This window comes from Gillisella vitis, from assembly GCF_001541345.2.
Classification (GTDB): Bacteria; Pseudomonadota; Alphaproteobacteria; order Rhizobiales; family Rhizobiaceae; genus Allorhizobium; species Allorhizobium vitis.
Genome location: NZ_LMVL02000007.1, coordinates 42,389 through 56,324 on the forward strand (window position 1 = coordinate 42,389; position 13,936 = coordinate 56,324).

At 56.7% G+C, this 13,936-nt stretch carries 11 protein-coding genes and 2 pseudogenes; 4 read left to right on the plus strand and 9 right to left on the minus strand.

Translation table 11 applies throughout. From position 1 onward, the window contains the following. Positions 1-4 precede the first annotated feature (4 nt). Positions 5-3,247 carry a response regulator gene (locus tag ASB66_RS21175; RefSeq protein ID WP_071207468.1) on the plus strand — a complete coding sequence of 1,081 codons (3,243 nt, stop codon included), beginning with the start codon at positions 5-7 and terminating at the stop codon, positions 3,245-3,247. 48 nt (positions 3,248-3,295) lie between these two features. Here the strand turns inward: ASB66_RS21175 and ASB66_RS21180 are convergent. Then, positions 3,296-3,895, minus strand: a pseudogene (locus ASB66_RS21180) (IS630 family transposase); the annotation flags it as partial. A gap of 74 nt (positions 3,896-3,969) precedes the next feature. Between ASB66_RS21180 and ASB66_RS21185 the strand changes: the two are divergent. Further along, on the plus strand, positions 3,970-5,001 hold the full coding sequence (locus tag ASB66_RS21185; RefSeq protein ID WP_060716676.1) for an IS110 family RNA-guided transposase: 1,032 nt from the start codon (positions 3,970-3,972) through the stop codon (positions 4,999-5,001). Positions 5,002-5,208: 207 nt separating this feature from the next. Here the strand turns inward: ASB66_RS21185 and ASB66_RS21190 are convergent, their stop codons facing one another. Continuing rightward, on the minus strand, positions 5,209-5,595 hold the full coding sequence (locus tag ASB66_RS21190) for a helix-turn-helix domain-containing protein (RefSeq protein WP_060716675.1): 387 nt from the start codon (positions 5,593-5,595) through the stop codon (positions 5,209-5,211). Positions 5,596-6,024: 429 nt separating this feature from the next. After that, positions 6,025-7,815 (minus strand): methyl-accepting chemotaxis protein, encoded by a 1,791-nt coding sequence (locus ASB66_RS21200; protein ID WP_060716674.1) that lies wholly within the window; start codon positions 7,813-7,815, stop codon positions 6,025-6,027. Positions 7,816-7,991: 176 nt separating this feature from the next. Between ASB66_RS21200 and ASB66_RS21205 the strand changes: the two genes are divergently transcribed. Next, complete coding sequence (locus ASB66_RS21205; protein WP_060716673.1) at positions 7,992-8,195, plus strand: COMM domain-containing protein; 204 nt, start codon at positions 7,992-7,994, stop codon at positions 8,193-8,195. Between the two features lie 6 nt (positions 8,196-8,201). Here the strand turns inward: ASB66_RS21205 and ASB66_RS21210 are convergent, their stop codons facing one another. The 6 genes and pseudogenes from ASB66_RS21210 to ASB66_RS27185 all read right to left on the minus strand — a co-directional run bounded on the left by ASB66_RS21210 (position 8,202) and on the right by ASB66_RS27185 (position 11,447). After that, the gene (locus ASB66_RS21210; RefSeq protein WP_060716672.1) at positions 8,202-9,164 is read right to left on the minus strand and encodes an HD-GYP domain-containing protein; all 963 of its coding nucleotides are present in this window, start codon (positions 9,162-9,164) and stop codon (positions 8,202-8,204) included. 464 nt (positions 9,165-9,628) lie between these two features. After that, positions 9,629-9,751: a hypothetical protein gene (locus ASB66_RS27030; protein ID WP_267967346.1), complete on the minus strand. Its 123-nt coding sequence runs from the start codon at positions 9,749-9,751 to the stop codon at positions 9,629-9,631. After that, positions 9,737-10,024, minus strand: a pseudogene (locus tag ASB66_RS21220) (transposase); the annotation flags it as partial. The gene ASB66_RS27030 and the pseudogene ASB66_RS21220, both read right to left, overlap by 15 nt. Next, positions 9,999-10,604: a LysE family translocator gene (locus ASB66_RS21225; RefSeq protein ID WP_060716671.1), complete on the minus strand. Its 606-nt coding sequence runs from the start codon at positions 10,602-10,604 to the stop codon at positions 9,999-10,001. The gene ASB66_RS21225 and the pseudogene ASB66_RS21220, both read right to left, overlap by 26 nt. Positions 10,605-10,708: 104 nt before the next feature. Next, entirely contained in the window at positions 10,709-11,194 is a 486-nt protein-coding gene (locus tag ASB66_RS27035) for an asparagine synthase C-terminal domain-containing protein (protein WP_060716670.1), read from the minus strand. Further along, positions 11,154-11,447 (minus strand): asparagine synthase-related protein, encoded by a 294-nt coding sequence (locus ASB66_RS27185; protein WP_114386918.1) that lies wholly within the window; start codon positions 11,445-11,447, stop codon positions 11,154-11,156. The genes ASB66_RS27035 and ASB66_RS27185 overlap by 41 nt, the downstream gene beginning before the upstream one ends. A gap of 207 nt (positions 11,448-11,654) precedes the next feature. Here ASB66_RS27185 and ASB66_RS21240 point away from each other — a divergent pair, with 207 nt between their 5' ends. Next, positions 11,655-13,919 carry a putative bifunctional diguanylate cyclase/phosphodiesterase gene (locus tag ASB66_RS21240; RefSeq protein WP_060716668.1) on the plus strand — a complete coding sequence of 755 codons (2,265 nt, stop codon included), beginning with the start codon at positions 11,655-11,657 and terminating at the stop codon, positions 13,917-13,919. The last annotated feature ends 17 nt before the right edge of the window (positions 13,920-13,936 follow it).

The window sequence follows — 13,936 nt, forward strand, 5'->3', positions numbered from 1 at the left end:
GACGATGTCGCCCAAAGCCTCAAACAACTTTCTGCCGCTCGGCAATCCGTGCGCGGACGCGATTGCTCGCTTCGAGTGGAGCGACACGCCCTTGGGCGACCTTGGCCAGTGGTCAAGCCTGCTTCGGAACATGACGTCCTACGTCCTTGGATCCGGTGTTCCCATGGTTTTGCTGTGGGGTGCCCAGGGCACAGTCATCTATAACGATGCCTATGCGAGTTTTGCGGGCTCCCGCCACCCGGGATCGCTCGGACAGACCTTAAGGAGGGCCTGGCCTGAACTGTTGGAGCTTGATCAGAACTTTCTGACAACCGTCCTCTCCGGCAAAACCCTTTCCTATCGCGATCAGCATCTCGTGGTCGAACGCAACAGCGCTCCTCACGATGTCTGGCTGAACATCGATGCCAGCTGCGTCCGGAATGACGACGGCGTACCCTGTGGTGCTGTGATCATCCTCAAGGACACGACTGCCCGGGTTCGTGTCGAGCAGAGACTTCAGATGGCCCAGAAAGCCGGGGGCATCGGCACATTCGAATGGTATCCCGATACGGGCCTGCTCGAGGTTTCCGACGAGTATCGGCGCATCTGGGGACTGTCACCCGACATCGAAGTGACCGATACGCTTTTGGTGAGCCTGCTTCATCCCGACGATCGTTCGAACACAGGACCGGCAAAGCTCGGCAGCGACAATCCGCTCGACTATGTCGAATACCGCAGGCTTTTCGAGACGTCCGGCGAGGTGAGATGGATCGCCCGCCAGGGGGAGGTGGTTTCAGGCTCCGGTGGGGCCAAGCGGTTTGTCGGCGCTGCGATGGACATTACGCCCCGAAAGGCGATCGAAGCATCTGTTCGCGACAGCGAGGCGAAGTGGCGAGAGCTGTTCGAGCAGATGCAGGAAGGGTTCTTCGTCGGTCGCGCTGTGCGTGATGCCGCCGGCCACATGCATGATTTCATATTTGAAGAGCTGAATCCAGCCTTTACCAAGCAGACGGGGATCCCCGCAGAGGACGCCATCGGTCATCAACTGGGCCACATCGTTCCGGACGTTCCCCGCGATCTGATCGATGGCTATGCCAGGGTGGTGGATACAGGTGTCGCGGAGATGCTGGAGGCCCACGTGCCATCGCTCGACCGGTGGTTCGAGGCGCGGGCGCGCGCGCTCGGCGGCGACCGATTTGCGGTGTTGTTCCTCGAAGTGTCCGAGCGCAAGCGCGCCGAACGTCTGGTGGCGGAAAGCGAAGCGCGGTTTCGGTCCCTGGCGCAATCGATGCCCAACCACGTCTGGACGTCGCCACCGGATGGGGCGCTCGATTGGTTCAACGATCGGGTCTATGCCTATAGTGGATCCGCTCAGGGTAGCCTTAACGGTGATGGCTGGGCAGCTATGGTTCATCCGAACGATATCCCTGCGGCCGCCGAAGCTTGGTCCAATGCCCGTGCGATGGAACAGCCTTACGAGGTCGAGTTCAGGCTGCGGCGCCATGACGGGGTCTATCGCTGGCATATCGCCCGCGCGGTTCCCATCAAAGCGAGCGATGGAAAGATCGATCGATGGATCGGCACCAATACCGACATCGACGATCAGAAGGCGGCGGAAACCGCCCTTGCTGAATTCGCGCTGACCCTGGAGCACCGTGTCGAAGCTGGAACTGCGGAGTTGGTGAAGGCGCAGGACGCTTTGCGCCAGGCCCAGAAGATGGAGACAATCGGCAATCTGACAGGTGGCGTCGCCCACGATTTCAACAACCTCCTACAAGTCATTGGCGGGAACTTGCAATTGCTGGCGAAGGATATCGCGGGAAATCACCGTGCTGAAACGCGCGTCGAGAACGCAATGGAGGGTGTGTCTCGCGGCTCGAAGCTTGCGTCGCAACTCCTGGCATTCGGCCGCCGGCAGCCATTGGCACCGAAGGTCGTAAGCCCCGCGCGTCTGATCCGAAACATGGACGAGATGCTGCGCCGCGCGCTTGGCGAATCCATCGAGATCGAGACTGTTATCGCCGGTGGTTTGTGGAACACGCTTATCGACAGCGCCAATCTCGAGAACGCCCTGCTGAACCTGGCGATCAACGCGCGCGATGCCATGGATGGGCAAGGCAAGCTGACGATCGAGGCGGGCAACGCCTTCCTTGACGATGGATATACGCGTTCTCATGTTGATGTGTCCGCCGGTCAATACGTGATGCTGGCCGTGACGGATACCGGCTCCGGCATGTCGGCGGAAGTCTTGGAAAAAGCGTTCGATCCGTTCTTCAGCACCAAGCCCGAAGGCAAGGGGACAGGTCTCGGCCTCTCGATGGTCTACGGATTTGTCAAACAATCCGGGGGACATATCAAGATTTATAGCGAGCTCGGCCAGGGTACCACCATCAAGCTCTATCTGCCCCGCTCTAGCCAGTCCGAGGACGTTCTTGTCAACATCGATATGGGTCCCATCGTAGGTGGGACGGAAACGATCCTGGTGGCGGAAGACGATAATGCCGTGCGCGAGACTGTCATGGCGACGCTGAGCGATCTCGGTTACCGCGTCCTTCAGGCGCCTGACGCGCAAAGTGCTCTTGCGATTATCGAAAGCGGTATGGCGATCGACCTCCTATTCACCGATGTGGTGATGCCAGGAAATCTCAAAAGCACGGAACTGGCGCGCAAAGCTGTCGAGAGGCTGCCGCAGCTCGGCGTTCTCTTTACGTCGGGCTATACCGAGAATTCTATCGTTCATGCCGGACGGCTGGATCCGGGCGTCGAACTGTTGAGCAAACCCTACACACGTGAGGCTTTGGCGCGAAAGTTGCGTGCCGTATTTGCGAACACGAAGCAACGTATGCTTACCGCCACGACGACACAACAATCCATTCCATCTGTCCCCGGTGATCCGCCGGTGCGATCCCTTGTGGTGCTGATTTGCGAGGATGATGCCCTGATCCGAATGAGCACGCGGGATATGCTGGAAGAGCTGGGTCATTCGGTTCTCGAAGCCGGCGACGCGAGAGAGGCTCTCGGCATTATCAATTCAAATCAGATTGATCTTTTGATGACCGATGTCGGCTTGCCAGATATGTCAGGGGTTGCACTGGTCGAGCGCGTGAGAACAATCGCACCCGATCTGCCTGTACTTTTTGCGACGGGACACGATCGGGTGGAAGGCACGGCGATGGGACCCATGACCAGGCTCGTTCGCAAGCCATTTGGATCAGACGATCTGTCCAAGGCTATCTTGGCGGTAGTCGGGGGAGTGAGCGAAGGATAGTCCAGGAAGCCGTATTTGTGCGACAATAATCCCTAGAGTCTGTCAGGTTTAATATGAACCATATCCTGCATGTCTGAGATAATTTGAGCATTCCTGTGGTGTGAAGAGCTTGAGCAGTTCGCCAATGCGCCTCCACGTTGTTTCGACGGTTCGCTCTTCGGCCTTTCTGACGAGCGTCTTGAGCTTTGCAAACATCATTTCGATGGGGTTGAGATCGGGGCTGTAGGGCGGCAGGAAAAAGAGATGGGCACCGACATCCCGGATCGCGTCACGGGCAGGCTTGCCTTTGTGGCTGCCCAGATTGTCCAGAATGATGACGTCGCCTGCCTTCAATGTGGGAACCAGGCATTGACGGATCCATGCGGTGAAGGCAAGGCCATTGATGGGGCCGTCGAGCACGAAGGGGGCAACGATGCCGTCGCGGCGCAGGCCAGCCAGAAAGGTCAGCGTCTTCCAATGACCATGAGGGACTTTTGCGATGAGAGGCTCTCCGCGCTGACACCAGCCGCAAGTGCGCGTCATGTTGGTCTTGACCCAGGTTTCGTCAATGAAGACAAGCCTGTCCGGGTCAAGCCGATGCTGATGGGTCTTCCACCGCGCTCGGAACCGGGCCACCTTCGGCCTGTCCTGCTCGCTTGCCACCAGTGTTTATGGAATGGCCCGCCCCTTTCCCCAGCGTCTGTTATGATGCTGGCGTGTGAAAGGAAGAAAGGAACGGACCAATGAACATAATGATTCTCGGAATTGATCTGGGCAAGAACTCCTGCAGCGCAGTTGGTGTCGACGCAACTGGTGCGGTGGTTACTCGCCGGACGATGCGTCGCGAGACGCTGATTGATTACGTAGCGAAGCTCCCGATTTGCGTGGTCGCAATGGAAGCATGCTGCGGTGCCCATCATCTGGGTCGCCTGTTTGCTAGACAAGGCCACGAGGTCCGGTTGATGTCGCCGGAGTACGTTCGCCCGTATATCAAAGCCCAGAAGAACGACGACCGGGATGCTGAGGGTATTGCCGAAGCTGCATCTCGACCAACCATGCGTTTTGTCGACCTTAAGAGCGAGGAGCAACTGGACATCCAGACGCTTCATCGGGCGCGTTCTCGCCTTGTGACTGAACGAACGAACCTCATCAATCAGCTTCGCGCGATCCTGTTGGAGCGTGGGGTAATCTTTCCGGTTGGGAGGCGAAAACTCGAGCTTGGCGTGGACAGCATGCTTGCAGGGAGCAATGAGGTCTTGTCGTCGCGACTGTGCCAGCTGGTTGGCGAGTTGCGTGCAGAATGGAAGGAACTCGACACAAAAATCGCAGCTCTGAATACCGAATTTATCCAGTTGGCTCGCGGTGATGCCGCTATGTGCAGGCTGACATCTATCCCTGGAATCGGTGTACTCAATGCGACGGCCCTGGTCGCTGCGGTGGGTGATGCGAGCAGCTTCGCCAAGGCTCGCGATCTGGGCGCTTGGCTCGGATTGGTCCCCAGACAGTACAGTACTGGCGGTAAACCCCGACTGCTTGGGATATCAAAACTAGGCAACACCTATCTGCGCACTCTACTTATTCATGGTGCTCGCGCGGCGTTACCGTCGCTTTCAACGAGTAACACGCCTCTCGGGCGATGGCTGAAGGCCATGATAGAGCGACGCGTACACCGTAACGCTGTGGTTGTAGCGCTGGCGAACAAGCTGGCACGAATGGCGTGGGCCGCCTTGCGCAAGGAAACAGCTTTTGACCGCAGTTACCCGGTAGCTGCGTAATCGGATTGGCTACGCACTATGAAACGCGCAGCCCAACGAAGTTTGCAGGAAGGATCGTGAAGATGGCCTGACAGTCGAACGGCGTTTGGAAAGCCCGGTTAAAAAAATGGCACTGGGTGCCGAAGTGTTTATTGGGGCTCTGAACGTGCGGATGTCCATCTTGGCCATGAGCTTACTCATGAGACCGTATACGTTGACGCAGACTGATCAGCAAATCGTAGAATGCTCTTGCAAGCGGGGCGGGCCATACGTTTTGAAGGTCTTGCCTTCTGCGCGCAGGAACCGCCAGACCGTGTCGTGGGACACGTTGATCCCTGAAGCCTTCAGGTCCGCCGACAGGGCACGCACCGTCCAGTCTGACTTGACCTGCAGCCGCTGACGCACTGCATCGGCCGCAGCCCCCCTCAGGGTTGGCTTGACATAGCCGCCGATCTTCGCTTGCAGCAAGCCTTTGCCCGAACGATTCAACTGTCCGATCCGCACAGCAGATGCCGCCGATATGCCAAACCGCTCCGCTGCGCGGACCGTCATGCCACCGTTCAACGCCCCCGCAATACGCGTTCGTAAATCCAAAGAAAGAGGTCTTGCCATCATCACCGGCCTCCACACCAGCAATGATCTTGAATCACAAAATCAACCACAGGGAATCTGGAGGGTTATTTGAGGTCGCATCGGACGGCGCGGCGAATTCGGGCGGCCTCATGTAAGCCGCATTGAACGAAGGCGCGGGTTGTTTGGCGCTATGGGGATTTAGCCGCGGCGGTGGATGGTGGTTGGCAGGATCGAGCCTTGCCGGAACGCGTCGACAGGTCTGGAAGGAGAGTCGTGCCGGTATTTGCGGTGTCTTTGATGCCCCTATCGGTTGGCTTGCATCGACCGAACTCTTGGTGCTGTTGCGTTTTACCTCGCGCAGGCACGATTGGCCAAAGCACTCGCCTCGCGGCCTGCGTGCCGTACGGTGATGTTCCCAGGCTTCAGAAACGGGCTCCAATGACGCGCCCAGCATAGATCGGCAGTCAGCGGTTAAAATTCCTCCCAGTTTGATTCTTTCGTGGCCAATGCCGCGTTACCGCGTGCGGCCGAGGACGAAACAGGTCTGCGGCTGGCTGGGGGTGAAGACCGGGGCAGGGGTCGCAGCGGACCACCGGTCGATGATGGCATCGATCTCGGTACATCATCGAACCTGAATTGCTCCAGCAGTTCGAACAGCGCGGCTGCCTCACGGGCCAGACTGTGGCTTGCGGCAGTTTGCTCTTCGACCATGGCCGCATTCTGCTGGGTCCCCTGATCGACGGTATTGACCGCCTGATTGATCTCTCCAAGGGCGGTAGATTGCTCGCGAGAGGCTTCGACGATCGCAACGACATTCGTGTTGATGTCGTGCACCTGAGTGGCTATCTCCTGCAAGGCGGAGCCCGCCTTCGTCACGAGAGAAACACCGTTTTGAACCTGCCCGCCCGAAGCAGTGATCAGCATCTTGATTTCCTTTGCCGCCGTCGCAGATCGCTGTGCTAATTCACGAACTTCCTGGGCGACGACTGCGAAACCCTTGCCGGCTTCACCGGCGCGGGCGGCCTCGACGCCGGCATTCAATGCCAGAAGATTGGTCTGGAAAGCGATCTCATCGATGACGCCGATGATGTTGGAGATTTCCCGCGACGAGTTTTCGATCTGATCCATGGCACCGATTGCGTCTCGAACGACCTGACCAGAGTGCTCCGCATGTTCGCGGGCGCGACTGACGAGCTGTCCGGCCTCTTCGGCGCGGCGGCTGGAGTCCTTCACAGTCGTCGTAATCTCTTCAAGTGCCGCAGCTGTTTCCTCGACAGAGGCTGCCTGCTGTTCCGTCCGTTTCGCCAGTTCATCGGCTGCGGTGCGAATCTCGCTCGAACCGGCCGCGATCGCACGTGCATTGTCAGCGACCGTCGCCATCGCTCGCTTCAGCTTTTCGGAGGCGGCATTGAAATCGGTTCGCAGGCGTTCCAGGGACGGGATGAATGGCTTTTCGATATTCTGTGACAAGTCGCCGTTGGCAAGATTGTCCAGGCAACCTGCAAGCTGGTCAACATTTTCGACGCGCCCGGTCACATCGGTCGCAAACTTCACCACCTTGAAGACATTGCCATTCATGTCGAAGATCGGATTATAGGAGGCCTGGATATAGACCTTGCGCCCGCCCTTGCCGATCCGCATGAACTCGTCCGCCACCAGTTCGCCTCCGGCAACCTTCATCCAGAAGTCCCGGTAGGCGGCCGAATTGACGTAGGAACTTTCGCAGAACATCGAATGGCGCTTGCCCTGGATCTCGGACAGGGCATAACCGAGGGTCGACAGGAAGTTTTCATTGGCTGTCAGCACGTCGCCGGCCGGAGTGAATTCGATGATCGCCTGTGCCCGGGACAGAGCCTCTAGCTTGCCGGCATCTTCGGCAGTCTTGAGCTTCTGAGCAGTGATGTCGGTGGCGATCTTGATCACCTTCACTGGCCTGCCACGGCGAATGACCGGATTATAGGAGGCCTCGATCCAGACTTCCTTGCCGCCTTTGCCGATGCGCTTATATTGCTGCTGATCATATTGACCGGCTGAGAGTTTGGCCCAGAATGCCTTGTAATCCGATGACCGCGCATAGCCCTGTTCAACAAACATGCTATGCTGCTTGCCGACGATTTCCGATAGCTCATAGCCGAGCGCGCGGCAGAAATTTTCATTGGCTGTCAATATCTTGCCTGAAAGATCGAACTCGATCATGGCTTGAGATTTTGATAGCGCAGAAAGAATTGCGACAGCATTGGCACCACGATTGAGAATATTCACGGGCGATCCTCCATGGAGACGTTCGTGGCTATACGTCGAGCCACAGTACGAATACTCGCACACTGATATTAATTCGGAATTAATTATAATCGTAACGGTTGCAGTCCAAATACGCGTAGAGATTCGCGAGTGACGGAGAGAAAATACCACAACCAGACCTTGATGAACGAGGGCGCATGGTCGCGCCCCCGCTTCGGGAATTCAATCGCTACATCAAACAGGGAATGTCCTGCATCGTAAACCTCAAGATCGACAAACCGGGCGGAGATACGCAATCGGTGCAATTTTCGATGACACCGGAACAGTGCAGAGAAATCGCCAACAATCTGATGATCTGCGCGCAGGTCATCGAGTTGGAAAGGCCGACTGCCCCGCAATGACGCCTCTCAGTGGATCGTGCCGCTGATAACCATTCTGGAAACGAAGGCCTTCAGCAGATCCGGGTCGAAATGCCCGGTTGAATGTATCATCGTGTCAATTGCCTCCGCCTGCGTCCAGGCCCGCTTGTATGGCCGCACAGTCGTCAATGCCTCATAGACATCGCAGATAGCGGCGATCCGGGCGACAAGCGGAATATCGTTTCCCGCCAATCCATGTGGATAGCCAGAACCGTCGAATTTCTCGTGGTGGGAAAGACATATCTCAAGGACGGCGTTTGAAACGTAGGGCTCTTTCTTCAACATTTCGTAGCCGCGTTGCGGATGAGTGCGGACTAGCGCCAGTTCATCGGCCGTGAGTTTGCCGGGCTTGCGCAACAGTTCCACCGGTAACACCATCTTTCCGAGATCGTGAACAAGCCCTCCAAGGCCGAGTAGGCGGATCTTCTCCTCGTTCAGTCCAAGGTTTCGGCCGAATGTGATCATCAACGCGCTGACGGCCAGCGAATGAAGAAAAGTCCCTTCATCCTTGTCCTTCAGCTTGGCAACGCCGATCAATGCACTTGTCGTCGACATGGCGTCGGACATGACCTTTTCGACGGCTAGACAGGCGGAATCGAATTGAAAGGCGTGATGAAGCTGCGCCTGGACGAGGACGTTTCGAACATAGGGTCGCGTCTCCTCAATAGCCCTTTGCGCCAAGGCAATTTGCTCGCCTGAGAAAAAGCTATGCAGATGGGCTTGAAAGGCGGCGGGGTTCAGCCCCTCGGGAGGGAACGCGGTATCGGTGTCGATGCCCTTCTGTGTGTCAATGACGACGCTGATAGCATGGCTTGCCATCATGCGATCGAGATCCAGCGAGGATTTAATCAGAAACCGCCCATGCGGTTTCGCAGGGTCGAGAGCTGTCCCTTCCAGCTCCTCGACAAACATTCCCACGCGGACCTGATGCAGCCTGATCCTCTTTCGCAACTAGCTCTCCCCAGAAGTCTCCCTTTACTGCCACGCGATAATGAGCATTCTTCCTACGATATGACTAATAGTCCATGGTGTGGAGTGGGGCAATCACCTGAGGCACCAACCCGGGCAGCGCTCGCAATCTACATGTGCGCCGAACCGGAACGCGGATTTCGATAGCCTGTGCAGGAGGCTGTTCAATCTGAATGAGCCACCGGAGCGCCCTGCCGGACCTGGAATTCCGATCGACGGTTCTGGATAGAGAGGCCTGACATAACTCGAACAGGAGGTGGCAATGCCCGAAATCCCTGCAAAGGGCTCTGCCGTGGCCAGAACGATGTCCATGCCATTGGTTTGGAGTGGGCAACTGAGACCCGAACCTCCTCCAGATACTCTTCCTATTGTCGGAGGAAGAGCTGGATGTCGGCGAACTGGCTATGCGGGTGGGCCTTGAGCGATCGGAGGTGTCGCGGCATCTATTAAAGCTCGCGCCATCGGCTGCGTTCGAGCGTGCCGATGTTTCCACGGTGTTCTCTATGTCTGTCATACGAGAAGGTGAAGTCCTGGGCATCTGCGCCCTTTTCGCCGGTGCTGTCGATCATCAGCCATTCCAGGTCAGCTTCGCGCGCCAGAACCCGAAAGCATCTGGTCAAGTACGCCCATCTCGATCCAGCGGTAATAGCGCCGTTTCACCGAGCGATAGTCCCCCAGCCGCGCCGGCAGGTCGCGCCAGCGTCCGCCCGAACGGCCATCCATAATAACGCATCAAGGAAATCCCGGTCGTCGGTGCGCGGACCACGACGACCTTTGGTCCCACTAGGCACAAAAGCCTTGATGCTCCTGATGTTATTAGCGACTTGCAACCAGCACGCCAGCGCCAATCATGAGCGCCCCAGCGCCACGGTTCAACACGCCGAGCTTCTTCGGATCGGTAAGAGCGGATTTTGCCCTCTGTCCCAGATACACGTGCCCACCTACGACCACGACCTCGATGAGCGCGATGATCGCCAGCAATTCCAGTGTGTCAGACACTGTTAGTGGCCGAATGCCGAGAACTCCCGGTAGGAGCGCGAGGTAGAAGATTGGCATCTTGGGGTTGGATATGTTCAAAAGAAACCCGGTTAAGAAGAGCCATACCAAGCCGCCGCGCATCACCCGGGGCTTAATGTCCGGTTTCGATCTCCACATCATAACGCCTGTGTAGATCAGATACATGGCACCCACATACTGAATGAATCGCAGCTTCTCGTTCATGTATTGGGCAATTGCATTGAAGCCAATTGCCGCGAAGATGACGAACAGAAAGATGCTGCAAACGACCCCAACACCATACGCAATTCCGTGCGCCGGGCCGTTGGAGACAGTTTTGGAAAAAATCGTAAGGTTGTCCGGGCCTGGGCTCGCGGCGAATACGAAGAAAGCCAAGCAAAACGTAAGAATTGTCTGAGTGTCCATTCGCTGCTCCTCTGTTCGCTAAATTCATCGAAATTAAAGTTGCCGCCATCGAAATAGTCAGTGCCGACTTTCTTGTGTCGTTCGGTAGGCGCATTGTACCCGAATTAGAGAAACATCGCCAACGCGTTGCGAATTTGAGGACCGTCGATATTGTCTGGGAGCAGTATATCAGAAGGGCGAGTGGCATCGGTGAGCGCACGAAATATTTGGTCGTGGATCCCAATCCCTTCCGGTATTCTAATCTTAGGACGGTCAATCATATAGTCCGGAATATCACCCCGGAATGCTTCGCGGAGTACGAACTTCTCAACGCCGGTCCTGACCTTCAAATCGAAGGGGAAAGCCATGGCGAACTCGATAAGCCATCGATCTAGGAATGGGAACCGGCACTGGATCGAGCTTGCCATACTGCTGCGATCGGTACGCTGAAGATCCGTACGGAAGAGATTATTCAGCCTGTAGGTCGAGAGAGCGTAGGGATCTTTGGCCGTTTTGAATAGACCATATCGCGCAAAAATCTCATCGCTTCCATCTCCCGACAGCGCAATCTTAAAGCCATTCGCCCGGACCCCGGCATAAACGGATGCCATTTGTTAGCATATCCGAGATGTCGACGGGCTCGAAGAACTCTCCGCTGAAGATTGAATTGCGAATGTTGCGTTTGTTCTGTCCACTTTGAAATTCCGTCACGATATGCGGAATGCCGCGCTCGGCGCAAAAACGCCGCGCATATTCCAGATCTGTGGAATTTTGAGTGCTGATCGGAAACGCTGTGACGTCCCGATGATATTTTGCGGCCAGATGGAGCACGATTGTGCCGTCGAGGCCGCCCGAGAAGATCAGTCAGTCTGGAATGTGATTTGGACACCTTTGGGAAGATCAAAACCTTAAATCGTCACTACGCCCTAAGGACAAATGCCGTTTTCGCGTGTCTCGCCGCCCACCGTTAATCAGTCTTCAAGCGATCTGATCCACCATAGTAAATCGTGCAAGTTGCTTTTGCCGGTCTTCCATAGTCCTGCGTTTTGATGATGGAGCTGATAGATATTGATGACCAGGGATTCCGCGCATGCAATACCGGTTGCTGTGTTATCCCCGTTGCGCAATCGGCCGCGCATCCAGAAATTGTCGCTTGTTGTTCGCCAGTGGCGGCGGTCGCTTGGGGCGAAAATCACCCTCGTGCTTCTGGTTGGTGTAATCTTTGCCTATGGCGTCGGAGCGATGCTTGGTCTGACAATGTTCGTGTCCGCCGCCCGTGAACAACGCGAGACCCAAGCGAAAATCAACATACAGATCGCCAGCGCCGCACTCCGTAGCGTCTATACTTACGTTTCAGCCACTGTCGATGCCAATGGCCGGATCGCCCGCATCGTCTCCTCCCAACCTGTCGGTGACGATGCGTCCGTTCTGTTGACAGGCTTCAGCCCCGTTGACGTACTGGCATCCATTTCAGCGCAGACCACGAACAATGCGTGGCTGTTCAGCTATGACAGCCAGACAAAGACGTTCCTTCCCATTGCCTCGTCATTCACCGGCACCGAAAACCCTGAAAACATTACCGTTACGGGAGACATTTTCTCGAAGCTGGCCGATGACCAACAGCTGACAACAGGCTTTGCCTCGATTGGCGGGACGATGCACTACGTCGGCTTGCTGCCTATATCCGACGGCGCCGGCCGACTGATGGGAGCGGTTGCCACGAGCATCGGCAGGGCAGACGAGCTTCGTCGCGCTCAGGAAGCTCTCATTCGTAATTCCCTTATCGTGTTTTTCGGCATTCTCTGCCTGACAGGCTTTACCGTGACCTCCATTGCGCGTCGCCTTTTTAAACCGTTCCCCCAGCTCGTCCACGCGACTTTGCGGGTAGCCCGCGAAGACACCGATATCGTGACGCCCTTTCAAAATCGCGCAGATGAGATCGGCGACCTTGCGGTTGCGATTGAAACCTTGCGGGAGGCGGTTGTGGAGCGCGCACGCCTGCGCGAGATCCGAGACATGGCGATACAAATGGAGCATATGGCTCACCACGACGCCCTAACCGGCCTGCCGAACCGCGCTTTGCTGATGAAACGTCTCGACGATGCTGTAGCAAGGTGTTCTGCCATGCAAGGCGGATCTAATATTCTTCTTCTCGATCTGGACCGGTTCAAAGCCGTCAACGACACGCTTGGCCATGGCGCTGGCGATGCGCTTTTGATTGAGACTGCAGACCGTATCCGGTCCTTGATCGAGGTCGATGACGTCGCGGCTCGTCTTGGCGGCGACGAGTTTGCGATAATTCAGCGGGTAAGGGCTAACTATCGCCCGGAAGCAGAAGCTCTTGCCAAGCAGTTGATCGAAAGTCTCTCGCAGCCGCTTGCGATCGGCAACCAACAGGTAAAAATCGGGACCAGCATCGGCATCGCCTCCATGCCTGTCCACGGGGTGTCCGCAGACCAGGTTCTGCAAAATGCCGACCTCGGGCTTTACCGCGCCAAGTCCAAAGGGCGCGGCACATTTGCCTTCTTCGAGGAGGGCATGGACATGGCTGTTCAAGGGCAGCATGCCTTAGCAATCGAACTTCGAACCGCGATACAAAAGCAGGAGTTCGAGCTGCACTTTCAGCCCATCGTCGACTTCAGCAGTGGGGCCACCTGTGCATTCGAGGCATTGATCCGCTGGCGCCATCCCAAGTTAGGGCTGGTTGCGCCGGACCGATTTATCTCCTTGGCGGAGGAGACGGGTTCCATAACCGAACTGGGAAATTGGGTTCTGCAAACTGCTTGTGCCGAGGCGATGAGGTGGGAGAAGCATATTAAGGTGGCAGTCAATATTTCCGCCCTCCAGTTGCGCGAGCCGGATTTCGCACCAGACGTCCTCAGGATGCTGAGCGTGTCCGGGTTGGAACCAGAGCGCTTGGAACTTGAAGTGACTGAAAGCCTCGTCCTGGAAGATGAAGTCAGTATAGCCGCATTGACTGCCTTGGCTAAGGCCGGAGTTTCCATCGTCCTCGACGATTTCGGGACAGGTTATGCATCGCTCATCTCGCTTCTGCGCGTGCCGTTCAAGAAATTAAAGATCGACCGCGCCTTCGTCTCCGGGTTGCCACACGACGCTCCGTCGGCGACAGTCGTCGCAGCGGTCATTGCCTTGACGCGGCAATTAGACATCACAGTGACTGCCGAAGGGGTGGAAAACGAGGCCCAGGCTGAAATCCTCAGGCTCTCCGGCTGCACGCAAGGGCAGGGATACCACTTCGGCCGACCGTCTCCTTCTGTCGTTCCCGGCATCCATAGCAGCGAAACACGTCCGGATTCGCGGTCAAAAATTTCATAGGAAAAAGCGAGGATTTT

Bases quoted from the DNA above. Each gene is read 5' to 3' on its own strand.
- ASB66_RS21175 (WP_071207468.1), top strand. From the start codon at position 5: ATGTCGCCCAAAGCCTCAAACAACTTTCTGCCGCTCGGCAATCCGTGC.
- ASB66_RS21185 (WP_060716676.1), top strand. From the start codon at position 3,970: ATGAACATAATGATTCTCGGAATTGATCTGGGCAAGAACTCCTGCAGC.
- ASB66_RS21190 (WP_060716675.1), bottom strand. From the start codon at position 5,595: ATGATGGCAAGACCTCTTTCTTTGGATTTACGAACGCGTATTGCGGGG.
- ASB66_RS21205 (WP_060716673.1), top strand. From the start codon at position 7,992: ATGGTCGCGCCCCCGCTTCGGGAATTCAATCGCTACATCAAACAGGGA.
- ASB66_RS27030 (WP_267967346.1), bottom strand. From the start codon at position 9,751: ATGATCGACAGCACCGGCGAAAAGGGCGCAGATGCCCAGGACTTCACC.
- ASB66_RS21225 (WP_060716671.1), bottom strand. From the start codon at position 10,604: ATGGACACTCAGACAATTCTTACGTTTTGCTTGGCTTTCTTCGTATTC.
- ASB66_RS27035 (WP_060716670.1), bottom strand. From the start codon at position 11,194: ATGGCATCCGTTTATGCCGGGGTCCGGGCGAATGGCTTTAAGATTGCG.
- ASB66_RS21240 (WP_060716668.1), top strand. From the start codon at position 11,655: ATGACCAGGGATTCCGCGCATGCAATACCGGTTGCTGTGTTATCCCCG.